General features: G+C 37.7%; 23 protein-coding genes, 1 tRNA gene and 2 pseudogenes. 10 read left to right on the plus strand and 16 right to left on the minus strand.

The window, feature by feature from the left end; all coding sequences use genetic code 11:
- From B3209_RS10825 to B3209_RS10870, 10 genes and pseudogenes are all read left to right on the plus strand, one after another.
- A pseudogene (locus B3209_RS10825) lies at positions 1-227 on the plus strand (hypothetical protein); the annotation flags it as partial.
- A gap of 105 nt (positions 228-332) precedes the next feature.
- Positions 333-405: transfer RNA gene (locus tag B3209_RS10830), tRNA-Met, on the plus strand.
- Positions 406-590: 185 nt separating this feature from the next.
- Positions 591-1,541 (plus strand): ornithine carbamoyltransferase, encoded by a 951-nt coding sequence (gene argF, locus B3209_RS10835; protein WP_296663174.1) that lies wholly within the window; start codon positions 591-593, stop codon positions 1,539-1,541.
- A 22-nt stretch (positions 1,542-1,563) separates the two neighbouring features.
- Entirely contained in the window at positions 1,564-2,007 is a 444-nt protein-coding gene (locus B3209_RS10840; protein WP_296663177.1) for a hypothetical protein, read from the plus strand.
- 95 nt (positions 2,008-2,102) lie between these two features.
- Positions 2,103-3,086, plus strand: coding sequence for a DHH family phosphoesterase (locus B3209_RS10845; RefSeq protein WP_296663180.1), 984 nt, complete (start codon positions 2,103-2,105; stop codon positions 3,084-3,086).
- A gap of 352 nt (positions 3,087-3,438) precedes the next feature.
- On the plus strand, positions 3,439-4,353 hold the full coding sequence (locus B3209_RS10850; protein WP_296663183.1) for a hypothetical protein: 915 nt from the start codon (positions 3,439-3,441) through the stop codon (positions 4,351-4,353).
- Positions 4,354-4,413: 60 nt separating this feature from the next.
- A complete protein-coding gene (rdgB, locus tag B3209_RS10855; RefSeq protein WP_296663186.1) occupies positions 4,414-5,064 on the plus strand; it encodes an RdgB/HAM1 family non-canonical purine NTP pyrophosphatase in 651 nt (216 codons plus the stop codon).
- Positions 5,061-6,092, plus strand: coding sequence for a glycosyltransferase family 4 protein (locus tag B3209_RS10860; protein WP_296663189.1), 1,032 nt, complete (start codon positions 5,061-5,063; stop codon positions 6,090-6,092). The genes rdgB and B3209_RS10860 overlap by 4 nt, the downstream gene beginning before the upstream one ends.
- A gap of 59 nt (positions 6,093-6,151) precedes the next feature.
- A complete protein-coding gene (gene wbaP / locus B3209_RS10865; RefSeq protein WP_296091711.1) occupies positions 6,152-7,591 on the plus strand; it encodes an undecaprenyl-phosphate galactose phosphotransferase WbaP in 1,440 nt (479 codons plus the stop codon).
- Between the two features lie 3 nt (positions 7,592-7,594).
- Entirely contained in the window at positions 7,595-9,214 is a 1,620-nt protein-coding gene (locus B3209_RS10870; RefSeq protein ID WP_296663192.1) for a hypothetical protein, read from the plus strand.
- Position 9,215: 1 nt separating this feature from the next.
- On the opposite strand, the gene B3209_RS10875 is transcribed toward B3209_RS10870, so the two are convergent.
- The 16 genes and pseudogenes from B3209_RS10875 to B3209_RS10950 form a co-directional block, all read right to left on the minus strand.
- A complete protein-coding gene (locus B3209_RS10875; protein WP_296663194.1) occupies positions 9,216-10,331 on the minus strand; it encodes a tetratricopeptide repeat protein in 1,116 nt (371 codons plus the stop codon).
- Positions 10,332-10,335: 4 nt separating this feature from the next.
- Positions 10,336-11,433 (minus strand): flavodoxin-dependent (E)-4-hydroxy-3-methylbut-2-enyl-diphosphate synthase, encoded by a 1,098-nt coding sequence (gene ispG, locus B3209_RS10880; RefSeq protein ID WP_296663197.1) that lies wholly within the window; start codon positions 11,431-11,433, stop codon positions 10,336-10,338.
- 168 nt (positions 11,434-11,601) lie between these two features.
- Positions 11,602-12,024: a V-type ATP synthase subunit K gene (locus tag B3209_RS10885; protein ID WP_295799227.1), complete on the minus strand. Its 423-nt coding sequence runs from the start codon at positions 12,022-12,024 to the stop codon at positions 11,602-11,604.
- 70 nt (positions 12,025-12,094) lie between these two features.
- Positions 12,095-14,026 (minus strand): V-type ATP synthase subunit I, encoded by a 1,932-nt coding sequence (locus B3209_RS10890; RefSeq protein ID WP_296663200.1) that lies wholly within the window; start codon positions 14,024-14,026, stop codon positions 12,095-12,097.
- Positions 14,026-14,637 carry a V-type ATP synthase subunit D gene (locus B3209_RS10895; RefSeq protein ID WP_273466703.1) on the minus strand — a complete coding sequence of 204 codons (612 nt, stop codon included), beginning with the start codon at positions 14,635-14,637 and terminating at the stop codon, positions 14,026-14,028. Before B3209_RS10895 ends, B3209_RS10890 begins: the two co-directional genes overlap by 1 nt.
- A 24-nt stretch (positions 14,638-14,661) precedes the next feature.
- Positions 14,662-15,957, minus strand: coding sequence for a V-type ATP synthase subunit B (locus B3209_RS10900; RefSeq protein WP_296663203.1), 1,296 nt, complete (start codon positions 15,955-15,957; stop codon positions 14,662-14,664).
- On the minus strand, positions 15,957-17,726 hold the full coding sequence (locus B3209_RS10905; RefSeq protein WP_296663206.1) for a V-type ATP synthase subunit A: 1,770 nt from the start codon (positions 17,724-17,726) through the stop codon (positions 15,957-15,959). The genes B3209_RS10900 and B3209_RS10905 overlap by 1 nt, the downstream gene beginning before the upstream one ends.
- Positions 17,723-18,271 carry a DUF2764 family protein gene (locus B3209_RS10910; RefSeq protein ID WP_296663209.1) on the minus strand — a complete coding sequence of 183 codons (549 nt, stop codon included), beginning with the start codon at positions 18,269-18,271 and terminating at the stop codon, positions 17,723-17,725. The genes B3209_RS10905 and B3209_RS10910 overlap by 4 nt, the downstream gene beginning before the upstream one ends.
- A gap of 131 nt (positions 18,272-18,402) precedes the next feature.
- Positions 18,403-19,008: pseudogene (locus B3209_RS10915) on the minus strand (V-type ATP synthase subunit E); the annotation flags it as partial.
- A gap of 36 nt (positions 19,009-19,044) precedes the next feature.
- Positions 19,045-20,085 carry an aldose epimerase family protein gene (locus B3209_RS10920; RefSeq protein ID WP_296663212.1) on the minus strand — a complete coding sequence of 347 codons (1,041 nt, stop codon included), beginning with the start codon at positions 20,083-20,085 and terminating at the stop codon, positions 19,045-19,047.
- A 99-nt stretch (positions 20,086-20,184) separates the two neighbouring features.
- A complete protein-coding gene (locus tag B3209_RS10925) occupies positions 20,185-20,712 on the minus strand; it encodes a hypothetical protein (RefSeq protein WP_296663217.1) in 528 nt (175 codons plus the stop codon).
- A gap of 58 nt (positions 20,713-20,770) precedes the next feature.
- Entirely contained in the window at positions 20,771-21,109 is a 339-nt protein-coding gene (locus B3209_RS10930; RefSeq protein ID WP_295798419.1) for a hypothetical protein, read from the minus strand.
- A 103-nt stretch (positions 21,110-21,212) separates the two neighbouring features.
- Positions 21,213-22,508, minus strand: a complete 1,296-nt coding sequence (locus B3209_RS10935; RefSeq protein ID WP_296663220.1) for a hypothetical protein — start codon at positions 22,506-22,508, stop codon at positions 21,213-21,215.
- A 1-nt stretch (position 22,509) separates the two neighbouring features.
- Positions 22,510-23,298, minus strand: a complete 789-nt coding sequence (locus tag B3209_RS10940; RefSeq protein WP_296663222.1) for an outer membrane lipoprotein-sorting protein — start codon at positions 23,296-23,298, stop codon at positions 22,510-22,512.
- Positions 23,299-23,347: 49 nt separating this feature from the next.
- On the minus strand, positions 23,348-24,634 hold the full coding sequence (locus B3209_RS10945; protein WP_296663225.1) for an ABC transporter permease: 1,287 nt from the start codon (positions 24,632-24,634) through the stop codon (positions 23,348-23,350).
- A complete protein-coding gene (locus tag B3209_RS10950; protein WP_296663228.1) occupies positions 24,634-26,055 on the minus strand; it encodes an ABC transporter permease in 1,422 nt (473 codons plus the stop codon). The genes B3209_RS10945 and B3209_RS10950 overlap by 1 nt, the downstream gene beginning before the upstream one ends.
- Positions 26,056-26,057 lie beyond the last annotated feature (2 nt).

Consider the following 26,057-nt stretch of genomic DNA (forward strand, 5'->3'; position numbering starts at 1 on the left):
CAAAGAACATGGCTCAAGATATTGCAAAAAACATGGCTCAAGATATTGCAAAAAACATGGCTAAGGACATGGCACAAAATATTGCAAAAGAAACTATTGCTAAAAATTCGACTTTAACTGCAAAAAAACTTATAGAGATGAATCTTTCTATCGAAAATATAGTAAAAGCCACAGGACTTCCATTAAAACAAGTACTAGAACTAAAAAAAGAATCAGAAGCATTTTAAAATGCATAAATGATAGATATTTTACTTAACTTTTACAAAAGTTGATAAAATTTAAAAACTGGTATTGACATATTTTTAGTGGCGTGCTATATTCTGTTCATTCGTGGTGGCATAGCCCAGTCGGTAGAGCAATGGACTCATATTCCATGTGTCATAGGTTCGATCCCTATTGCCACTATAGAATTAAGCACTTCAGTTTTCTGAGGTGCTTTTTTTATTTGGGCTAAAAACAGCTTAGCGCAATCTGTTTCAGCATAGAATAAAAGATGTATAAATATACATAAAAACTGTACCATTTTGCATAAACAGTTGATTTTATACACAATTAATCTTATAATCATAATTCAAAATGGAGGAAGCAAGATGAAGGCAGAAAAATTCAAAAGCCCTTTCAAAGGAAGAAGCCTTTTAAACTGGATAGACTGGAAGCCAGAGGAAATCAGCCAGATTTTAGACTGGGCCTTTCAAGTAAAAAAAGAATCCCATGCAGGCGAAGTCCACCAGAGATTTTTAGGGAAAACAATCGCGCTCATTTTTGAAAAACGCTCAACACGCACAAGATCTTCATTTGAAACTTCATTCGGCGAAGAAGGCGGCCATCCTGTATTCATGTCAACTGACGATATTCAGCTCGGCGGAAAAGAAAGCGTGCAGGACACAGCGAGAGTTCTTGGAAGAATGTTCAGCGCGATAGAATTCCGCGGATTCAAGCAGTCCCATGTTGAAGACCTTGCAAAATATTCAGGGATTCCTGTTATAAACGGACTTACAGACGACTTCCACCCTACTCAGGTTCTTGCAGATATTATGACGCTAAAGGAAAATTTTGGGCATTTAAAAGGACTTTCACTTTGCTTCTGCGGAGATGGACGAAACAATATGGCTCGTTCTCTTATGCTGATTTGTTCTAAGTTCGGAATTAATTTCAGCGTATTTGCGCCAAAAGAACTTTCGCCTGATAATGAAATACTAAAAATCTGCGCGCCATTTGCAAAGGAATCTGGAGCAACTATAACTGTTTCTGATAAAATTTCAGTTGTCAAAAATGCAGATTGCCTTTATACTGATGTTTGGGTTTCCATGGGTGAAGAATCGCTTAAAGAAGAGCGCGTAAAATTGCTTCAGCCATACCAAGTGAACAAGGCGCTTATGGAAGCAACTGGCAAGCCTGAAACTATATTCCTGCACTGCCTCCCTGCTGTAAAAGAACAGGAAGTTACAGAAGAAGTCTTCGAAAGCAGCGCAAGCAAGGTTTGGGATCAGGCGGAAAACAGAAAGCATACCATAAAAGCCATTATGCTCGCGCTTATATAATAGAATAAATTCGGAGGAATTCATGAAGAAGTTTTTTGCCGCGGCAGTTCTTGCTCTTGCAGTTATGTTGCCAGTAGTTTCACAGGAAAACAACGAGCAGACAAAGCAGCCTGTATGGAATCACGGAGACAATGTATCTACAATTTCTTATCAGAATGTAAGAATCTTCAAAATTTATGACCAGAAAGACGCTTATGTTGTGCTTTACGAAAAACAGGGCATAGACATCGGAACTGCGGTTCTTCCAAAAAAATGGTTCAAAAATGAAGACGGAGCTAGAAAGCTCAATTTCAGAACTATGCCAAAAGGTCTTTCTCCATACATGACTGTAATAAGCCAAAACGGTGAATTCCTAAAAGTATGGATTACAGCTCCTACAAACCGTTTCAATTCACTTTGGGCAATTGCACCTAGCGGAATGCAGATTGACGGAACTGACGCAGACTCGCTTACTCTTGACTACTAGAAAAATTAGCAAGTAGAAAAACACATTTTTTAGTAAGGAGACTTGATTCTGGAAATTTCAGGGTCAGGTCTTTTTTAATTTCAGGCAGGAAAAATATGATTCTTATTTCAAAAGACCAAATTTCAAAATTTAAAAGTTTTTTAGATTCCCATGAGAGTTTCATTATTGCAGGACACAAAGAACCGGACGGCGACTGCATTTCAAGCTGCATAGGACTTTCATTTATTCTGGACAAATTCAACAAGCCTTACATAATGCTTAACGCCGGACCTTTTAAAAGAAACGAAATAAAGAAATTCGCGCCAAAATTTAAAAATGCACTGCCCTTTATGACGCAGAACGAAAGAAATTCATGCGGACTTATAATCGCGGACTGTTCGGAACTTTCAAGGCTCGGCGATATTGATGGAGATTTAAAAGGATTCAGCACATTTATAATCGACCACCACAAAACAGCCGATGTAAAAAATTCAGACAACATAATAGACCCGACTTCACCGGCGGCAGCTTGCCTTGTCCAGCAGCTTTTTGAAGCGATTGTCGGAAAACCTTCGAAAGAACAGGCGGATATTTTTTTCTTTGGAATGGCGACTGACACAGGATTTTTCAAGTATCTTACAGAAGACAGCGCAGAAGTTTTCAAGGGAACGGCAAGGCTTGTTGAATCCGGCGCAAACCCAAGAAAAATTTATCAAGAAATGACAGGCGGAAAGCAATGGAACACAAGAAAACTTCTGGGAATTATGCTAGACCATGCGGAACGGCATTTCAACGGAAAACTTGTTGTAACTTTTGAAACAATGGACGATACAAGAAAATTCGGGCAAGACGGCCGGGACAGCGATGCTTTTTACGCGCTCATGCTTGAAGTTGAAAATGTAGAGGCTATTTTGTTCATTCGGCAAGAAACAGAATTTTCATGCACACTGGGATTCCGTTCAAAGGAAAAATGCGACGTTAGCGCAATTGCTTCTAAATTCGGCGGCGGCGGACACAAAAATGCTGCCGGAGCGAGCACAGAAGGAAAAATTGAAACATTGTTGCCTTTAATCCTAAAAGAATTCTCAAAAGTGCTTTAATTTTTCTTCCATAAGATAATAAGACAAAAGAAAAAGCTTCCAGAAATGGAGGCTTTTTTGTTAGTTTTTCTGCAATATTTTTTTATCAAATAACAGAAAATAACAAAAATCCTGTTATATTTTGAAAAAACTTACAGCCGCTAGTTATTTTTTCAGCTATAAAATAGCAAAAAATCAAGCAAAACACGCAAATTTCACGTAATTTCACTTGGCATAAATATTGCTATTTTTCTTTCACAAGTTTGCGTCGCAAACTTCCTTATCAACTGCATATTCTCATTTCATTGCGAATATGCTTAAAAAGTCAAATCGGAAATTGGAATTTCCTCATTGACTTTTTATAGGAGAAATTATGAGTGAAAAAACTACGGCGGAAGTAAGAAAAATCTGGAAGGATTTCAGCGAAAAAAAGACAAGTGAAGAGGAAGCAAAGAATTTGCTTTTGGAATTTATGTTCAGGCGGAAATTTGAACTGGGACTTGCAAGCATGAGCGAGGATGATTTTTCAGATTTTCTTGTTTATATGGCAGAACATTTCATCCATATCCTAAAAAAGTACAATCCAAAAATAAGCGATTTTTCCACTTACATTTATGGAGTTTTGCAGGCATCGGCTTTTTGGCGAAAAAGGAAACAGTTCTTGGCAAACGAAAAAAAATCTTTTTGCGAAACTTTAGTTGTCGAAGAATCTAGTTTCATTCTTGAGAATGAAGAAATTTATTTTGAAAATGAAATGACAACAGAAGAACTTTACAAAGTTGCAAAGAAAAATCTTGAATATTCGGCTTGTTCAAGGCATTCTGAAAGAAAAACAAAAATCAGCGAAAGTTTTACAAAAGAACTCTGTCTTGTTCTTGCGCTAAAATCTTGTTACAGCATTACGGATCCGCTTGTTGAAAAAGTTTCCGCCGCCACAGGATGCAGCAAGGAAAAACTTAGAAAAATGATTATGAGCGCAAAAGAATCAATTGAAAAAAAGGAAATGCGTTTTCATAATTTATTTAAAAGACGAAATTTTGCATATTATCATAGAAAGAAATTTTCAATGCAAAAACAAAGAGAAGCGCAAAAAGAATCAGCATGTACTGAATACGAACTGCAAAAATTCAACTCGCATGACCAAAGATGGCGAAAATCGATTGAAGAACTTTCAAGGCAAATTCCTGTTCCCACAAACATAACGGTTGGCAGGCTTCTTTCAATGAGTCCGCGCCATGTTGCTTTCCTTGTCTCAAAGGCAAAGGAAATTTTCAACGGAGACGAATAGAAAACTACAGAAAACTGCCATTCTCTCGACAACAAGCATTTAAAATGCTATTCTTTTGGAATGAAAATTTATCTTGCAACCGGAAATTTTAATAAAAAACGTGAAGTCTCGGAGCTTTTTCCAGAGCATACAATTGTAATTCCAAAGGACGAGGGAATTGACTTTGATCCAGAAGAGACCGGCTTGACTTTTTACGAGAACAGCCTTATAAAAGCAAAAGCCTTGTGGGAAATTGTGCGCTCCCCTGTTCTTGCTGACGATTCTGGAATTTGCGCAGATGCACTGAACGGTGCTCCAGGAATTTTTTCTTCGCGTTATGCAGGACCGGATTTTATGAAAGGAAAACCTGATGGAAAGAAAATTCCTCAGGAAGATCAGAATAAATTTTTAATTCAGCAAATAACAGATTCAATTTCCTCTGGAAAATTTCAAAAGCGGACAGCGCATTACACTTGCTCAATGGTTCTTTACATGGGAAATGACAGGCTTTTTGTTGTGCAGGAAACAATGGAAGGTGAAATTGTTGAGAAACTTGAAGATGCAAGAGGAACTGGCGGATTCGGATACGACCCGATTTTCTATCTTCCTGAACTCGGAAAGACTGCCGCAGAACTTACAGCAGAACAAAAAAATGCGATAAGCCACCGCGGAAAAGCTTCACGCCTCATAAAAAAAATAGCAGAAAATATTATTTGCGACGAGGGAAAATGAAAATTGCAGTTGACTGCCGAATGAGCGGAAAAAGCGGAATCGGAACTTTTTTAGACGAAATTCTTCCATATTTGAAGAGCAGCGAAAACGAATTGTTTTTATTCGGCACAAAAGAAAGTACTCCTTGCAATGTAAAAACTTTTTCACTGAAAGAAATGTTTCTATTTCCGAAAGAACTTTTAAAAAAAATAAATTTGTGCGATGTTTATTTTTCGCCATATTGCAATATTCCGGGCGGAATAAAAATTCCTGTTTTTTCAACAATCCATGACATCGTTTTTCTTGATGTAAAAGGACTCTGCGGAAAAGCTGGAGTTATTGCAAGAAAATTTTTCTATAAACGCGCTATAAGAAAATCCAAGGAAATTTTTACAGTTTCAAATTTCAGCAAGGAAAGAATTGAAAAAGTTCTAAAATGCAAGAAAAAAATTTCGGTTGTCTACAACGGTCTTCCAAGTTATATGGAAAAAAAATGTTCAAATGTGAAAAAGGACAACTCCATAATTTTTATCGGAAACATAAAAAAGCATAAAGGACTTTCTGTTCTGCTTGAGGCTTTTGAAAAGTTTTATCAGCTTGAAAACATTGCGGAAAAGCCAAAACTTTTAATCGTTGGCTCTCAGGACAATTTCAGAACAAAGGACAACAGCATTTCAGAAAAAATCAGCGAGCTGAATTCAAAATATTCTAATTCAATTGAATTCACTGGATTTGTTGAAAATGAAAAATTGCTGTTGCTTTTAAGCCAGGCAAAATTCTTAATTCAGCCATCGCTTTATGAAGGATTTGGAATTCCGCCGTTGCAAGCACTTTACTGCGGAACAAAAGCCGTTATTTCTGACATTCCAGTTTTCAAGGAAATTTATGATGGATTTCCAGTTGTCTTTTTTGAAAGCGGAAACAGCAATGATTTATGCGAAAAAATGCAAAGAACTTTTTGCGATGAAAGTCCGCTTGGAGAAATTCCTGAAAAATATTCCTATAAAAAAACAGCATCTTTGATTTTAAGTGAAATAACTAGAAAATAATGCGTTTTTATGTGTAACAATAGACAATTTCGCTTTTTTCCTTTATATTAGATAGACTTATGATTTCTAGTATCAACGCAGACGAATTAGAAAAATACTTAAAATCTCAATATAGGCACACAAGTTCATTCGTTTCTGGTGTCTCACTTGGCTTTATAGATGCATTGCTTTTTATGCTTTCAATCTGCATTGGATTTTTTATTGTAAATGCGTTCGACCCTTCCTGTATAAATTTCAGATCTTTTTTGAAATATTCAGTTTTCTTGCCAGCAGTTTTCATTGTTTTCTATTTAAATGGACTTTACCCAGGAATTCTTTTAGCTCCAGAAGACGAAGTAAGAAGATTTTCACTTTCATCATTTTTCATTCTTATTGGAGAAGCTTTTGCGCTTACAACTATAAAGTCCACAAAAGACCTTATTCCAATTGCAGTAGCACTTGTGCTTTCATGGCCGTTTGCAACAATTTTACTTCCGCTTGGAAGAGAATTAAGCAGAAGATATTTTGCAAAATTCTCATGGTGGGGAGTTCCAGCGGTAGTTTACAACAAAGATGACAGGGCAAATTTAATCGTAGAGCGGCTTTTGAAAAAAAAATATCTTGGCTATAGACCGATTCTCATTGTAACGGACTCAGTCATTCACAAAGATGAATTTCTTGGAATAAAAATTGTTGAGCAGTCTGCTGAAATTTCCGCAGTTTTAAAAAAAATCAACATAAAAGTCGGGATTCTATGCGGATTCAATAAAAACCTTGAAGAACTTCAGACAAATTACAGATATTTAATCCGTGTGCCAAGAGAGCAGTTGAACACAACAATGTCTTTGCACATGAAAGATTTCGGCGGAATTCTTGCGTTCTCTTCAACAAACTATCTTACAAAAAAAAGTTCCTTGTTTTTAAAAAGAGCAATCGATATTCTTGCCTGCATTTGCGTTGCGCCGATTTTGCTTCCGCTTACGTTAATTATTGCAATCGCAGTAAAAATAAGTTCGCCAGGACCAGTTTTCTACGGACATAAAAGAGTCGGAAAAAATCATTCAGTTTTAAAATGCTGGAAATTCCGTTCAATGTGCATTGACGCAGACAAAAAGTTAAAGGAAATTCTTGAAAATGATCCTGTAAGAGCCGCGGAATGGGAAAAAGACAGAAAATTCACAGATGATCCGCGTGTAACAAAGCTTGGAAAATTCCTTAGAAAAACCAGTCTTGATGAAATTCCGCAGCTTTGGAATATTTTTGTCGGAGAAATGTCCTTAGTCGGCCCGCGCCCAGTTACAGAGCCTGAACTCATAAAATACGGAAAATATTCAGACTATGTGCTTTCTGTAAAGCCTGGATTAAGCGGAATGTGGCAGATTTCAGGACGAAGCGACACTGGCTACGAGGAAAGAATCAATTTAGACACTTATTATATCCAAAACTGGTCTGTGTGGCTTGACATTTGGATTTTGATAAAAACAGTCGGAGTTGTAATAAAAGGCAAAGGAGCCTATTGATTTATGCTTAAAAATTTAAAAAAAATACTTGTCTTCGTTGTGCTTTATTGCGCATCAGCAGTTTTTGCACAGGAAGAACTTTTTCAAATAAAAAAAGTTGACTTTATTTCAAAAGGAAAAACAAAAGAGTCTGCGTTAAGAAAAAATATCTCAGATATAAACTACAAAAGAGTTTTTACATCTCAGGAAGAACTTGAAGAATATCTTCATGACATATATCAGAATATAGAAAACACAAGGCTTCTTACAGACATTGAATATTCATACAACATAGCGGAAACAACAGACGACGGAATAAATCTTATTGAAGCGCAGTATACTTTTAAAGATTCCCATTCAATGCTGATTTTTCCAAAGCCGGCTTTAGACACGAACTCAGGAATAGAAATCAAGCTCAAGCTCAAAGACAATAACTTTCTAGGACTTATGAATGATCTGAATGTTGATTTGAATTTGAACTTTGGAGATGATGACGAGCCAGACAATTATTCAAAAGTAACAACAGGATTCAATTTTAGCTATGATTATCCTTTTGACATTGGAATTACCGAAAACACTTGGAGCAATTCTTTTGATTTCAATTGGACAATAGGAGACAACGCTCCGGAATACGACTACACAACAGGAATTGCCGTTGTAGTTCCAATCGGTCAGCATAAAATTAAATTTGAATTTTCACAGTCAATAATAAAAAATCTTGACTATGAAAAATATGACGATGAACTTTACTTTGTAGAAAATGCGACAATTTCAGTTCCATTTTCAATTGGTTACATAGGAAACACAACAGAAGTTACTTATACGCCTTCTATAAATTTTACGTATAACTGGGATAGAAACGGAATCAACAAAAGCAATGACGACTTGAACCAAACACCGATGATAAAACCGGGGCAAACAATAAGTTTCAGTAATATAAACTGGGTGGGCGTAAACAACTTTAGAACTGGATATTCATTTTCTGCATCTCAATACATGGGCTGGGACATAACAGCAGATACAATCGATGAGAAAGTAGTTCCATCAGTTGAAGCAAATTTAAAATTATTCAAAAGTTTCAAATATGTTGGCTTTGCAATCAATGCAAACGGATTTGCAGGCTATAACACAAATTTTTCAATCGGCGAATACTTAAGAGGCGCGCCAGACAAACAGGAATTTGATGACTACGAAGTTGACGCAGATAACTACGCATTAAAAACTCCAGCTGCGATAGTTTTCAACTTTGATATGCCGATTCACATTGTTACCGTCCGTTGGCTTGACTGGAGCTATGCATTGTTTGGAAGTTATGACACAAAGCCTAAAGCTGTAAAAGCAATTGCATTTTTACCACATAAAATTTTCAAGTACCTGAACTTTGAATTTCAGCTAAGCCCATTCTTTGATGCCGCATTGATAAAAAACAGAGGCACTGGCTCAAACTTGAACTACAAAGAAGGAATCTATACGGGCGGTCTTGAAGCCCTTGTTTATCCTGAAAAATGGAAGAGTTTTGTTGTGCGCGCAAGTCTTGGCGTAGACCTTTCCAAAAAGATTCTCAATGGACGCATGGACTTTGACAGCTCATGGAGAAAAGGAAAGGCTTGGGAAGCGTATTTTGGTTTAGGACTTCAATTCTAATTCAATTTTCAGCTTTTACAATTTTTTCTGAAGCGTAAGATTTCCAATATTCAACAGGTGCTGATTCTGAAAGAGACTCAAAGAGAGAACGTGAAAAAACAATTCTTCCAGAATTAGCAGCAGAGTCCGCAAGATCACAAAACAATTCCCACACATCGTTTTTTATGCCCCACTCCACAATATCGCTGTAGTTGGAAGATTCCGCAAGAAGTGTCTTAAAATTTAAATATTTAAAGCCGTTTATTCTTTGCATTAAAACGGATTCAATTTTTGTTACAGCCAAAATTCCTGCAAAAGCATTAAATTTCAACGCCTTGTCAGTTTCAGCTTCTGACATATACAGTTTGCCGAGTTTAACAAATGCTTTTAGCCCTGTTGCATCTTCTGCGCGGTACAAAAGAAAAAATTTTTCAAGACTGTCAGAAGAATCAGAATTAACAATATGAAGGAGCGCATCTATATAGCTAGAATTCGTAAAAACAGAATCATCGCTTGCAATAACAAGAAGATATTTTTCATAATCATCTTTGTTTCCCAAGTCATAAGAAAGCTCGGCAAGTTCATAAAGCAAATCATATTTTTCCATTGGAATATCAAGATTCACTGAATAATCATAAGCATCTTTCATATAATCCAAGGCAACAGAATACTCACCTTCAAGCTTATAAATTTTTCCAAGAAGAAAATCAGCCTCTGGATAGTGCGCATAAACTGAAATAAACTCAATCAATTTTGAATAGCTTCCGTTGAAAAAATCTGCGCCATGTTTTTCAATATGCATTGAAACAATTTTTGAGGCTTCTGTAAATTTCAATTCATTTAAAACTTGGGAAACACGTTCAATTGAATCTCCCGCCCGTCGGACTCTTGAATTTTTTAAAGTTTCATCAAGAATATAAGTTTGCCACTGGGCATTTTGAGAACGTATAAACTTTGCTTGCTCTGCAAATTTTACAGCAGTTCCAAAGTCATTTTTTTCAAAAAAATCTTTGGACTTTTGCAATGCCCTCCAATCTTCCTGCCCCTTTTGAGGCTTTTTAGGAGCGGCAAAAATATCAAAGCAAAAAAACAAAGCAAACGAAAAAACAGCAATAAATTTTATAGCAAACTTTCTCATTGAATTAAAGATTCTCCAAGACCTTTTTAAATTCTATATCGGCATCTTTTTCATCAATTGTTTGCACTATTTTTCCTTTTTTGAAAATTATGCACTTTCCGCCGCCGCCAGCAATTCCTAAATCAGCGTGCTTACCTTCACCAGGTCCATTAACAATGCAGCCCATTACCGCAACCGTAATATTTTTATCAAGTGCAAGCAATTTGTTCTGCCATCGCTCCATAAAGCCATGGACATCAAAGCCCAAACGTCCGCATCTAGGACAGCTTATCAAGGTAACGCCGCCATTTCTAAGTCCGCATTCATGCAGAATTTCCCTTCCTGCAATAACTTCATTCTCTGGGGAAGATGATAGGCTGACACGGATTGTAGAGCCAATGCCTTCATTTAAAAGATGAGAAAATGCCAGTGTGGATTTCACAACGCCAGTAATCAAAGGACCTGCCTCTGTTACTCCAATATGCAAAGGAATATCTGAGTGACGAGCAAAGGTTTCATTTGCATCAATTGTTTCCTGAACAGACGAAGCTTTCATGCTGACTGCAAAATTTTCAAATTTAAGCGACTCAAAAACTTCAGATTCCCTTAATGCAGTTTCCGCCAAAGCTTGAGCCCTCGTAATTTCTGAACTTTCAACTTTTTTTTCCAAGTCTTTTGGCAAAGATCCTGTGTTCACACCAATTCTTATGGCCGTGCCTTTTTCTTTGCAAGCCTCTACAACAGCTTTTGTCTTGTCAAAGCTTCCTATATTTCCAGGATTGATTCTTATTACAGAAATATTCCCCTTTAAGCACTCCAATGCAAGCCTATAGTCAAAATGAATATCAGCAACAAGCGGAACATCCGTGTTCTCGGCAATTTTGCACAAAGAACGCGCGCTTTCCATGTCAGGAACAGCAAAACGAATAATATCGCATCCAAGTGATTTCAAATTGTCAATGCGCTTTATAACTGAATCCAGACCGGTTTTGTCAATTTCAGTTATTGGCTCTTTCCACATTGTCTGAACTGTAACAGGATTTTTTCCGCCAATATATATTTTTTTTGTTCCGTTATTTCCACCGATTTGAATTACACGCGGGATTTTAAAATTTTCTTCCATAGAATCTATTATATCATATTGGAGACTTGTGTAAAAGCATTTATTTTTTATAAGTTTGCTCAGAATCTTGAAGCAGGCGTTTTTACAATTTAGCATAAATTCCTGAACAAAAAAAAGCCCGGAAGCAATCAAGCCCCGGGCATTTTAGTTTCTATAGAATGAAAAATTTTAGCAAACAATCATTCCGAATACCATAGAGAACAAAGCGATTGTTTCGCAAAGACCTACAACCATAATGTACTGTGCAAATCCTTTTCCTGTTTCCGCCAAAGCATCAGAACCAGCAGCGCCAGCTTTTCCCTGAGCAACAGCAGACATGCACATTGAAAGACCGCAAGCAATTCCAAGTCCAAGAAGGAACAAAGGATCAGCTGAAGAAGTTCTCATTGTGTTCATAAGAAGGAAACCGTAAATTGTCTGTGTAAGCGGAGCACCTGCAAAAACAACCAAAAGGAAAGGCGCAGGCTTATTGTTCAAGTAGCACCTTTTCCAAGCTCCAATTGCTCCCTGACCTGCAATTCCAATACCGATTGCGCTTCCAATCGCAGCAATTCCCATTACAACACCAGCACCAATCATTCCCCAGTTCATAAATACTCCTTTACGCAAATTTGCGTTGTTAATCTAATTTTTTAGGCAGAAAACTGCCGTAATTCAAATTTTATTTTTCTTCACGGAACGGAGAATATTTTGTTCCGCTCCATGACATTCCAAGATGCTGACTGAATTCAAGAGTATTCAGACGCACACCGTGAACAATAACAGACAAAAGGTTCAGCACAATATTCAGTCCATGGCCAAAGCACAAAAGAATAACGCCAAAACCAACCATAATCAACTTGCCAAGCATAGGACCAGCCATTGTATTTATCGTACTGCTTATAGCCGCACCTGCAAGCGCAACTGCCCACAAACGTATATAAGAGACAATGTCGCTGAAAACATTTACAATTCCCAAAAGCACACTGATAATGTTCTTTAGACTTTCAAAAATCGAATCCTTAATACTTCCGTCATAATTTGAAAATACAAAATTCAAAATAAATCCAAAGAAAAGCACACCAAGCGCAACATAAGGAATTGGAAGCCAGCCGATTCCAAAGAAATACAAAGTTTCTTCTGTAATTCCAAGCGGATATTTTACAGCATCAACAACCATGTCCATTACAACGTAGTACATTCCCCAAAGCTCAAGCAAAGAGCCAAGTTCTCCAAGGCACTTTAAGGATTTTCTGTAACGAAGAATTCCTTTTATATGGGCAATGCTAAGCTGAATAATAGCAAGGATAAAACAGAAAATCTGCTGGTTAGTATTAGAAACATCAGATCCCACTTTTGCGGGTGAAATTGGTGCAAAAGACAAATTCACCATCCATTTTGGAAGTCTTGTTGAATCTATTCCAAACCAAGTGCAAGTCAAAACACCCCAGCACATTGTACTGAATCCAAGCAAAAAGACAAGCACGTTTACAGATGAAAATGCCTTTCCATTTTTTGCGCCTTTAGCCATAAGTCCAATTGAAAGCGCACAGATTAATGCTCCATATCCTGCATCGCCAAAAATCATCGCAAAGAAAATGCAGAAGAAAAGCAAGAACCAGCCCGAAATGTCATATTCATGGTAGCCCGGCGTAACATCAAGAAAATTTGTAAGCGGATAAATAAGTTCCACAAGCTTATTGTTCTTTAACTTTGTCGGAACAGGATCATCATCCGCAGGATCAGAAGCCACAAATGCCCAGCCGTTTTCTGCACATACAGATTTGAAACTTTTCATTGAGTCAACTGGAACATATCCTGTAAGCCATGCAAGCTTTGTCTCTTCATCATCGGAAGTTTCATTTGAAGATTCTGATTCCATGCCGCTGTACAAATTCTCAAATTCAATATCAGAGGCAAGCTTCTTTTTATAATCAAGCAAAGCAGTTCGGAATTTTTTCTCTGCAAAAATCTTCTTATTGATGGCTTCAATTTCATGCTCGTCATCTACGATGTTTTTCTTCATCTGGCGAGTAGAAGATTCAGGCAAAGGAACAGCATAAGCTTCAGCAGGAAGACCAGCAGGACGCTCTTCAAGTTGTACTTCTGATTTCAGCAAAAACCTAGAAACTTTGTTCAAGGAATTTACAAGAACAGTTTTGCAATCCTCTCCAATCAACTGGTACTTTTCAGAAGGAATTTCATACATATATAGGAAAATTCCTTTTTCTGCAAAAGCCTTGAATTCTTCAGGATTAACGTCACCCCATTTTTCAAGCCGAGCAAGCTCATTTTTATTTTGGGAAATCAAATCAAAAAGTGTCTTTTTTCTATCACTTAAAGATATTATTTCCTTTACTTTTTCCCGGGCAGCATCTTTATCCAGTTTTTCCTGAATCAAAGCAGAAGACTTTTTTGGCTCTTTTATTTCATCAAGAATAGAAATAGCTTTATCAGTTTCCGCAGCCGATTCTTTGTAAGCAGAAAGGGTTGGACTAGAGCCTTCCACAGCTTCCAAATGCAAAACTCCAGCTTTTCTAAGCTGCTTTAAAGAAGCCTTTCTTGTTGAATCAAGAATAACCAAAGAGACTTTTTTCATCTGCACAATAGCCATTATTCAGCCTCCTTAGCATCAGCCTGAAGTTTTTTCTTGGAAATTTTTGAGCGTACAACCGCATTGACCTGTTCGTCTCCAAGAAAAATTCCTATGCGCTTGATATTAGCTTTTGTTTCAGGAATTTTTACTTTTTCAAACAGATTTACACGCTGAGTTGTTGTACGAAGTTCTTTTGCTAAAAGCCTTACTTGCTCATCCAGAACTTCCGCCTCCAAATCAAGCTCAAGGGCTTTTTCCATTCTATCCGCAGCCATATCAATCCAAAGCGGTGTTGAATAAAGATTATAGTCGCCACGTCCAAAATCTGCGCCTTCATAAACAGGAATCTTTACACCGGCAATATTGCCCCAGCCCTTTTTGATGTTTTTTACAGTAACCATATCAGGCTTAAAGGCATCTTTTTCACCGAAAACCGAAATCCATTTTTCAAAATCCTCTTCCAAAGCCTTTTTTTCAGCCCTGACAGATTTTGCTTTTTCGTCTATGGCGCGGATTTCTGACTGCAGTTGCTGCTTTTTAAGCGTAAGAGTCGGAAGATAACGCTGATACATTTTAAGCGCATCTTTTTGAGTCTTTTGCTCGTTTTTAGTCAGTTTTAATTTTGCCATAAAATAAATCCTTAATATTCAGGTTTAGTTTTTTGGCCAGAACTGCTCTATCAATTCAGACTTCAAGCCAGTTTCCGCCTTGTCAAAACATTCCGCAAGAATTTTCCATCCATTGTCCAAGGCTTCTTCAAGAGGAATGTTTACCGTAAGATCCATCATCTCTGATTCAAAAAGCTCTCCATATTTCAAAAGCTTTTCGTCCCAAGCACTCATAATAAAGCCCATTGACTTTTTTTCAAGAGTATCTTTGTACTGGGAATAAAGACGAATCATCGCATCCATAAGAGAACGGTGATCTTTGCGTGTTTTGCTGTTAACCTGCTGCTTTAAGCGAGAAAGAGAACCAAAAGGCTCAATGTGTCCGCCCTTAAGATAATACTGACCTTCTGTAATATATCCAGTGTTGTCAGGAACAGGGTGAGTAACGTCATCGCCAGGCATTGTTGTAACAGCCAAAACCGTTATAGAGCCTGAATCAGCAAAGTCAACAGCCTTTTCGTAACGGCTGGCAAGCTGAGAATACAAGTCTCCTGGATAACCACGGTTAGAAGGAACTTGCTCCTGAGTAATTGCGATTTCCTTCATTGAATCAGCGAAGTTTGTCATGTCTGTAAGAAGAACAAGAACGTCCTTTCCCTGAAGCGCAAACTGCTCTGCAACAGCAAGCGAAAGATCCGGAATTTTAATGCATTCAACAGTTGGGTCAGCAGCAGTATGAACAAACATTACAGTTTTGCTCAATGCGCCGCCTTCTTCCAATGTTTTTTTAAAGTAAAGATAGTCATCGTATTTCAAGCCCATTCCGCCAAGAACAATAACATCAGCCTGAGCCTGCATAGCAATACGAGCCAAAAGTTGGTTGTAAGGCTCACCGGAAATTGAGAAAATCGGAATTTTCTGACTAACAACCAAAGTATTGAAAACATCAATCATTGGAATGTTTGTACGCATCATTCTATTTGGATTAATACGTTTTGCAGGGTTTACAGAAGGTCCTCCGATTGCAACAAGATTTTCAGTCAATGCAGGTCCATGATCTCTTGGTTCTGCTGAACCGTTGAAAATGCGACCAAGCAAATTTTCACTAAAAGAAACACGCATTTCGTGTCCCAAAAAGCGGATCTGGTCATTTGTAGCAACACCGCGTCCGCCCGCAAAAACCTGCAACGAAACAGTTTCGCCATCAATCTTATTTACTTCAGCAAGGGATTTTCCAAACCTTGTGTTTATTTCAGCAAGCTCATTAAGCTTTACACCTTTTGCTTTTACAGTAATAACGCTTCCGTTTATGCTTTCAATTTTGCTATATACTTTATTCATTATTCACCGTCCTTGAGAAGCTTCTTTGCCTCGTTAGATACCTGCGCATTTTTTGAAGCCAAAGTACTTTCTATGACTTTTTCAGCTTTTGTAAAGTCTGCGCTCTTGAATTCCTTATAGTTCATATCAATGAAATTCTGGCGCAAAGTATTAAAGAAATTGCGGGCATCGTCTTTCTCTTCAAAGTCAAAGTCAGATCCAAGAATTTCAACAATTTTATTGAAAACGTATTTCTGACGTTCTACAGAAGATGCGCCTTCAATTTCATCAAAGCTATCCTGCTGCATATAGACGGCATCAAGAAATTCACTCTTCAAGTAAATAACAAAATCTGAAAGGCTTGTTCCTTCTTCGCCAACAACTTTCATCATTTGGTTGACTTCTGCGCCTCTTTTATAGACATTACGAGCAAATTCAACAAGATTGTGTCCAATTGTAGATTTGTACTTTGACCAAGAATCAAGAGGATCAATAGAAGGATAACGGCGCGCATCGGAACGTTCTCGGCTAAGACCATGGAATGCGCCAACAACTTTCAATGTTGCCTGAGTTACAGGCTCTTCAAAGTTTCCACCTGCAGGAGAAACAGTTCCACCAATTGTAACAGAACCGACATTTCCATCGCGAAGCTTTACAATTCCCGCACGTTCATAGAAAGAAGCGATTGTTGACTCCAAATATGCAGGGAAAGCCTCTTCACCAGGGATTTCTTCCAAGCGGCCAGACATTTCACGCATAGCCTGCGCCCATCTTGAAGTAGAATCCGCAAGAAGAAGAACATTAAGTCCCATCTGACGGTAATATTCTGCAAGAGTAACGCCTGTGTAGCACGAAGCTTCGCGGGAAGCAACAGGCATAGAAGATGTATTGCAAATTATGATTGTGCGCTCCATAAGAGAACGTCCAGTGCGAGGATCCTTAAGCTCCGGAAATTCTGTAAGAGTCTCTACAACTTCACCAGCGCGTTCTCCGCAAGCAGCTATAATTACAATGTCAACATCGGCATTGCGGCTTGTTGTGTGCTGAAGAACAGTTTTTCCAGCGCCAAACGGACCTGGAATACAATATGTTCCACCTTTTGCAACAGGGAAAAATGTATCAATCAGGCGGACTTTTGTAACCATAGGCTCATCTGGACTAAGACGTTCTGCATAGCAATTTACGGCTCGCTTTACAGGCCATTTAAAGCTCATGCTAATATTTATAGATTTTCCTTTTTCATCAGCAAGAGTTGCAATGGTATCATGAATTTTATATTCACCAGCTTTTGCAATTTTTTTGATTGTATAAGTTCCAAGGAATCCAAAAGGAATAAGAATTTTATGAGTAAAAGGTCCTTCTGGAACAGATCCTATGCTGTCTCCTGCAAAAACTTTGTCGCCTTCTTTTGCAGTAGGAGTAAATTCCCATTTTTTATTTTCATCAAGAGCAGGAAGATAAACACCGCGCTCAAGAAAGTAGCCGGATTTTTCAGCAAGAAGAGGAAGCGGATTCTGCAATCCATCATAAACCTGACCTAAAAGACCAGGGCCAACTTCAACGCTAAGCAAATCTCCAGTAAATTCTACAGAACAATCTGTTGAAATACCATTTGTCATTTCATAAATCTGCATCTGCGCTGTATTTCCGCGGATACGGATTACCTCTCCTTTCAGGCTTTTTCCGCCAACTTTAACGTAGCCTACTTCATTGAGAGATACCTTTCCATCGAATTCAACAGAAACCATGTTTCCATTGACAGCAACAACTTTGCCTTTTGTATCAGTCATTTCTTTTCTCCAAGAATTTCATCATAAATTTTGTGGTAAGAAGCCAAGCCCTCATCCTTGTTAAACTTCTTCATCCGCTCGGCAAGCATCAGTTTTAGTCCATAGCTATAGACCGCATCAGCCGAAAAACTGTCCATAGGCGCAATCCGATCCAAAATTCCAAGACGGTACTGATTCAGATACTGTTCCGCTGCCAAAGGACTGTCCATTCCAGTAGCAGTCCGCGCGGCCTGAACAGATTCACCATCACTTGCAGAAGGAAGATCCTTTATATCTTTCTTCATTTTTAAAGCCCTGATTTGGGCCAATGCAAGTCGAAGGCATCTTTCTTTTGCGTACCATTCATCAAGGAATACGGAACCTGTCGAAACAGGTTCAACAGGAGGTTCCAGCGTAAGTTTTTCAGCAAGCTTCGCAGATTTTTCAGACATAAAACGGCTGCACAAATCCTTGAAATATCCAACTGTAAGCGGAAGTTTTTGAGAACTGTCATCATTTACAGAAATTGCCGGAAGCTGGGCAACCAAATAATAGAGATGTTCCACTATTTTGTTTCCTTTGTAGTTTTTGCACGTGATTTTGCCGCCGGCTTTGCAACAGTTTTCTTAGCTTTTGAAGCCGCTGGTTTCTTTTCTTCTATTACAACAGGCTTTGGCTCTTCCTCTGCAATTCCTGCAGCCGCCTTTTTCATAATTTCTGTTGTTTTTGGATTCAAATAGGCACTGAACAAAGCCGCAACTTCTTCCGCGCTGAAATCATAAAATGCAGAGCCATTCTTCGATCCAATTCTAAAACCTGCTGAAAGAGAGGCGTCGCTTTTTATTACAAGACCTTTTGAAATTTTTGCTTTTAATGCAGTTTTAAGGCTTGCTTCAAGAACTTTTAAATCCTTTGCAGGCAAAAGAACAGAAATATTATCCGCATCTGGATTGGCAGACCAAGCTTTTACAGTTTCAGGAATCAATTTTTTGAGCAAATCCTTATCCATTGCTTTTTCTGTTTCGGAATTTACAATAGCAGAAAGCTCCTTGTTTATTCCATCACGGAATGAAATGATAAGGTTTCGTCCAGCCTGAGCAATAGCATCTTCGCTGGCCTTTTCCATGCGTTCTGTTTCAGCCTTTGCAGTTTTTATTATGCTGTCAGCTTTTACTTCAGCATCGCTTACAATTGAAGCGGCTTTTTTTTCCGCATCGGCAATAATCTTGCGGGCGGCAGATTCGGCACTAGAAACACCGTCCTTTTTGATTTTTTCGATTAATTCCTGTAATTGAATGTCCATCACAACCTCTTTATATTTTTCTATAATTGCTGAAAACTAAAAACCAAATTTATAAACCGTAGTTTCATGGTACGGCTTTTCTGGAGTTACTATGCAGCTTGGAAAATTCTCATGGTTCGGAGCGTCAGGATAAGCCTCGGTCTCCATGCAAACAGCATCATGAGATTTTAAAGGATAACCGTTCTTTCCAAATCCATCAATGAAATTTGCTGTATAAATCTGGCAGGCAGGCAACGTTGTAGAAACAGTCATTGTACGTCCGCTAGCAGGATCTTTTAACACGGCAAATTCAACTAAACTTCCATTGTGCGAATCTATGCAATAAGCGTGATCATATCCAGAGCCAGTTTCTTTCATATCTTTGCCGATAAGCTTTGGAACTCTAAAATCAAAAGCTTTTTTTTCATCAACAGAACAAAGTTTTCCAGACGGAATGAGATGCTCGTCAACTTCAACAAATTTTGAACAATCCATCTTGAGTTCCTGATCTTCAATAGAACCGCCATCATAGCCTTTCAAATTGAAATAGGCATGGTTTGTAAGGTTTACTGGAGTCGGAGCATCTGTCTTGGCAGAATAATCCAAAGTAAGCTCATTATCTTCATTTAATGTGTAGGTAACTTTTATTTTTAAATTGCCAGGCATATTTTGCTCGCCTGCCAAACTTACTCTTGAAAATTCAATTCCAAGTCCTTTGTCAGTACGGATTTTTTTTGCAGACCACAGCTTCTTTTCGTATCGGTCAAATCCGCCGTGAAGACAGTTTTCACCGTCATTTTTATCAAGCTGGTAAGTTTTTCCATTGAGAGAAAAAGATGCGCCGCCGATTCTGTTTGCAAAGCGACCAACTACAGTTCCAAAGCAACTTCCACTAGAAGCATAGCCTTCCAGAGTTGAACAGCCCAAAAGAACATCAACTTTTTTTCCGTCTTTTGCAGGTAAAAGAATGCTTGTAATTGTGCATCCATAATCTATAACAGAAAAGCTCATAGAGCCGTTTGAAACTGTGTACAAATGAACTTTTCTTCCATCATACAAAGTTCCAAATTTGACCTTTTTAAATTTCAAATTACTCATAGATAAAAATATACTCTGATTCTTTTCAAAGTTCAAGAAAAAAAAGCTGTTTTGAGAAAATATTTATTAAAACAAGTCCGTAAAAAGTACAAAAAAAAATCAAGAAAACTCGATTACAAGTTTTACTTCCTGAATGCTTCTGCCTGTTTTTCTTGCAATTTCTTCTGATGGAATTCCAAGGGCGCGAAGTTCCAAAACCTGAGCTTTAAAGTCCTTTTTAGGAACAATTGGGTTTTCAGCCATAAAAAGCTCAGGCTCAACTACAGGAATTTTTCTAACTTCAACTTCCGGCTTAGGCAAATTTTTTATTCCAAGCTCATTTTTTGCCTTTTCTGTAAAAAACAAGTCGCCTTGCATAAAAGAATTTTTTGAAGCCGAATCCAGTTTTTTTTGAAATGATTTTGATTTTTCAGCAAGAGAAAGCTCTTTTTTTAACATTCCGATTTTTCGTTCGGCTTCCGCAGAAATAGCCTTAAGCTGCTTAATTTTATCTTCTATTAAATCAATGCTTCTTCCTGCGTTGAAATTTATGCTTTTGATAATTTCTTTTGCCTTTTCATTAGTCTCTTCAATAATTTTATCTGTGGAAAAAAAAGTGTTAAACTTCTTAAAAAAGACAACCCACATGAGTATATTGAAAAATATTATAAAAACAGCAATGGTCAACGCAAACGGCATTTTTTTTTCAACTTGTAATATCAATATGCTGTCCAAGATTTGGATCTTTTATTTCATAGACAGTAGGCTTTTTAATTTCCGGCTCTTGCTTTGCGGATTTTCCATCTCCCTGCAAAAGTCCTTGTCCAGCGCCTCCGCCCTGACTCACATCAGCCTTGATTTTTGCAGAATCCTCGCTTTGTGAAGTTTCTGTAACAGTCTGGGCTTTTTGAGTTTGCTGTTGGGCTGTTTTTTCCAGATGCTGCCTATTCGCCATGCTTGCATTCTGGACTTGCGAAGCATTAAACTGCCCAATCTTATCCATCTGAGAATAAATGGTAGAAAGATCTATAGGCTGAACAGCCATAAGCACCTCGCATTTTATAATGTAGAAAATCTGAAAAAAAAACAGAAATATTCTATAAAATAATATTATATATATTTCCGCAGAAAATCAACACAAACACAGTTTAATAGTCCATTTTTACTTGAATTGAACTTCCAAGCCGGATCATGTAAATTTTATTTTCATAGTTTGCATCAAGCTGATGATAGCGCACTTCAATTCCTGTGTTCCATTCCGCGTTCGGGAAAAGCCCTGATTTTATAAAACCAAATTTTACAAGGCCGCTTTTATCGTCTTCTGTTTCACTTTTTATAATATGCTGCCACTGCAAGCCAAGCTTCATGTCTTTATTTTTTCCAAGCCGTTTTAAACCCAGATCAAGGTAAATGCGGCAGCTGTTTTTTTCAAGTTCTTTGTTATAAGAATCCTGAAATTCAAAATTCAAGCCAAAATTCGGATCATGTCCGTCCCACAAATGATAAAATCCGCCCGTAAAAACATACTTTGAAATATCACGGTGGTCATCTGTAAGTTTTCCGATTCCCTGAACATAAAGGTCTGTTCCAAAAATGGTCCGTTTTGCTTCTGCGCCGACAGTTACCGGTGTTGAGCCTGTTTCTAGCTTTGGATTTTTTCTTCCGAAAATATTAAAAGTCGTATGAAAAAATGTCATTTCAAGAGAGCCAGCCGCCGAAATGTCTTCAAATGCAGGCTGCGTTGAAGTTCCGCCGTATAAAATAATTCCAGACAAAGTTCCAGTCCAAAAAGGAATGCGCAAAAGTCCGGAAACAGCATCAGAACTGTCGCTTAAAATATTTGTGTAAAGATAACCTTGCTTTTCAATTTCCTGCCGTATTTGCTCCTTTTCTTCTTCGGTAAGCTTGTCATAGTCAGTATCTGTATAAAGGCTATATGCGTTTTCTCCGCTGAAAAGTCTTGTATATCCCCAGGCGGTCGCTTTTTTTCCTGCCGTAATATAAATTCTATCCCAAATCAAATAGTCAAAATAAAGCTCGTCAAGTTTTATGGCATCTTTTTTGGGCGGAAATTTTACGCTGGTTGTTCCGCGCACAGAAAGTGTTTTGTCAAGACGCGCCATAAAATAAATATAATTCGCCAAGTCAAAATAAACTGAATTTTTAAATTCATCATTTTCAGAATTCTGATTATGCTTGGTTCCGTAGTATCCAAAGTCAGACTCAAAATGGCCTGTAAATTTCAAAGGAATAAAATATTCAGAAGTTCCAATTTTCACCGACTGCTTGGAAGAAACAAATTCCGACGCATCGGACTGCTCAACAACAATGTCTTCTGAATCTGAAAAAAGCAAATCGTCATCAAACGAAATATCGTCTTCCGCCTGAGAAAAAGCAACCGAAATGCAAAAGCAAATCGCCGCTATAAAAAAAATCCGCTTCATTTTACTTTTCACTCATCATTTCAAGATAAGGCTTTGTATAAACAGAATTTTCCAGACGATCAAAAGTTATATTTGTAATCGTAATCTGCGTGCGCTCGAACTGAGTTTTTTCACCGATTTTCTTTCCGCGCAAATTGTCCGTGATAAGCATTTTTACAGGAATATAATAATTTTTATTTGAAGTCTGAACTATCTGATATGAAGGAATAGCAGTTGTTCTAAGTTTTTGCCCTGAAAGGCTGTAATCTTCCTTTTTGCGCACAAGCCCGTCATTTTTTGTAACCCAAAGACGTAATTCAGGATAATCCACATTTTGAACTTTTGCCTTTAGAACAAACATTACGCATTCAAGTTTTCCAAGCATTACTTCTGAAGAACTTTCTATTGAATAATCCCTGTAATAAAACTGCGGCGCAAAGTCTGAATTGTTCGCATTTGTATTCTGAAATTTGTCCCGTGCACTTGTAAATGTGAATCTGTGGTCAGCAGGATCGTAGAACCAAATATTGTTGTCATACTGAAGATAACCTTTTCCCTTGTCTTTTGCAGGACCTGTAACAAGAATTGTCCATTTTGCCTCGCTGTCCCTACGATACATAATTGCCTCTGTAGCATTTTTTCCTTCGCCAGGCTTTTCCTGAACAACTGAATAAAATCCTTTAAAGTCAGTTCCGTAAAAAGCTGTATTTTCCTGCGCCTGCTTTAAAAGCTCATCATGGGAAAATGAAAAAGCAGAAATTCCTGCAGAAACAAAAAAAACAAAGCTGACAATTTTCTTAAAATTTTTCATAGCACATCCATAAAATATCTTAACTTTTTAATTATTAACAAGCAAAAATTCATTCTGTTACAGTCAATGCCTGGACCGGAGTAATTCTTATAGCGGTTCTTAGCGAAAACAAGATTGCAGAAATTGTAGTAAAAATTATAACTGCAAAAATCAGCATTGCACCGCCAAAAGAATTCATTGGAACAATATATCCGTTCGTCAAAAACATATCAAACGCAGGAATAAAAGAAAAATTGAATTGTCTTACAATAAATTCCAAGAGCAAACAAAATCCCCAGCCGCATACACAGCCGGAAATTAAAAGCACAAGAGCTTCGCTAAGCAAAAGCAAAATCACAGAGCCGCGCTCCATTCCAATTGCCTTGTAAATTCCAATTTCATTTATGCGCTTCATTACAATAACTTTGTAAGTGCTGCTGATTCCAACAACAATTATTATTACAAGAGCCGCAATTACAAGAGAAGTTATTATTTTCATTGCGTCAATTATAACACCCAAATCTTCCATGTTTGCGTCCAGAACTATAAACGCGTAAATCGGCTCGCTAAATTCCCCGGCTAAAAGCGGCTCATAAAAGTCATACTTATCATTAACCAGCTTGTACATATTGAATTTTTTTTCAAGAAGAGACTGATATTTTAAAGTGTCTTTTGAAGATGGCAGTGAATCAGGGAAAAATATTCCAATTCTATTTGCATAAAATTCCGGAGAGCAATAAGCCTTCCGCAGAAAATCAATATCAATATAAGAAGTGTAAGTTCCAAATACGCTTGAATCTTTGAAAATGCCTTTTACAACAATCTGAACAGTATTTATGTAGCCGGGACCTGTTCTAAGCATAAAGGTTATAGAATCTCCAGTTGAAACTTCCAGCATGGATGCAATTTTTTCTGAAACCAGAACGCCATTTGTTCCTGCAATTCCGTCTGCACTTCCCTGCACATAATTGAATTTTGAAAATAGAATTTTTTCTTTTTCAAAGTCAACACCTTTTATTACACGCTGACGGACTTCAACGCCTTCATAATAAAAAGAAGCGGAATCCGCATCAAAATCAAATCTTGGGGAAATAACAGTTTCAGCTGGAAAAACATCAGAAAGTTTTTCAACAAATTCCCGGCAGTCATAAAATTCCAAATTGCTTCTTCCGCCTAAGAATTGATAGTTTCCACCGTAATAAATTTCAGCCTTCGTAGAAAGAGAATGCAACATTCCGTTTATTAGAAAAAAAGAAAAAAGTGAAACTCCAGCCCCAATAGCGCAAACAAAAAAAAGAGAAATGTACTGACGCCACCTTAAAAGCAATGAGCGAACCGAAAGCTTAACATAATTCATTAGACTGCCCCCTGCATAGCCTGAACAGGATTAACTTTTAAAGCGGTTCTAACAGGATAAATCCAGCCCAAAAGCCCAAGTAAAACAGAAAGAATCATCGACTTACACATAATTGAAAATGATGTAGAAACAACAAGATGGTCAGTTCCAAAAAGTTGAATCAGAAAAACATTTTTAAATTCAATATTCATGGAAGACAATGCGGCTGTGCATACAGTTCCCAAAATGCAGCCCAAAATTCCAGCCGTTATTGTAAGCATAAAAGTTTCGGTCATGCACTGAAGCGAAACAAAAGCTCTTGAAGCTCCCTGCGCTCTTAAAGTTCCAATTTCCTGCGTTCGGTTCAGGACATTTACAACAAGCGTATTGTTTATGATTATAAATCCTGCCACAAGAATAACAATTACGCCCGCATTAAAAATTACCCGCATCCAGTAAAGATACAAAGCCGTGCTTCCGGCGGCAGTTCTCCAAGCAACAGCACGCACTGGCCAGGAATTCTTCTTAAAAATTCTATTTAAATTTCTTATTGCCTTTTTTGGATTTTCACCTTGAGCAAGCGAGCAAACCATATAGTTCCATGAAGAACTGTCAATCGTTTTTTGCTCTTCCAAGGCAGGCTGAATTTTTTCAAACGGATTTTCAACAACAACTGCGCCTACATCTTCCGCATCATCAAAAAGAGATTCTATATCCAAATCGCTTTCAAGCAAATCTGTTTTTTCTTCTCCGATAAATGAAGTGTCCGCGACAGATTCAGACATATCCATAAGCGAACGGACTGTAAAAGCATCGGCAAGAACAATTCTGTCCAGCGTGGAATTCTCAACAGGATATTCATAAATGCAGGAAAGTTTTGCAGCACGGATTCTAAAAGTAGGACCGTCAACAACAAGAAATTGGACTGTGTCTCCAATAGAAATATTCATTTCCTGCGCATATTTTTTTGAAAGCATCACGCCTCTTTCAGAATCTGGAAATGGAGAGCCTTCAAGAATTTTTATAGAAGACATGCATTCAAAATACTTTGCGGCAGGAACTCCAAAAATCCAGACGGGCGTTCTTTCCCCGTTAAATTCCAAAGCGGCTGTTCCTGTTACTTGCGGAACACTTTTTTCTATTTCGGGAATTGAATTCAGGCAATCGGAAATTTCATTGAAAGGAACAAGCGCATTTATTTTTGTAAGAGTTCCCGTTACTGGAGTTTCATCCCCAAAAAGGCTCATCGGAATATCGCTTTTAGGAAAAATCGCAAGATCGCCTGTAAAGCTTTTGGAAAAAACTTTTTCAATTCCGTTTTCAGTGCTATCAAAAACTGAATTTATAACAGCCATAAGCATAATGGCAAACGCAATAAAAAGAACAATAACAAACGAGCTTTTTCTTGATACAATATTCTTAAAAGCCAAATAAAAAAGCATTT

This window comes from Treponema sp. UBA6852 (assembly GCA_002449305.1).
Lineage (GTDB): Bacteria > Spirochaetota > Spirochaetia > Treponematales > Treponemataceae > Treponema_D.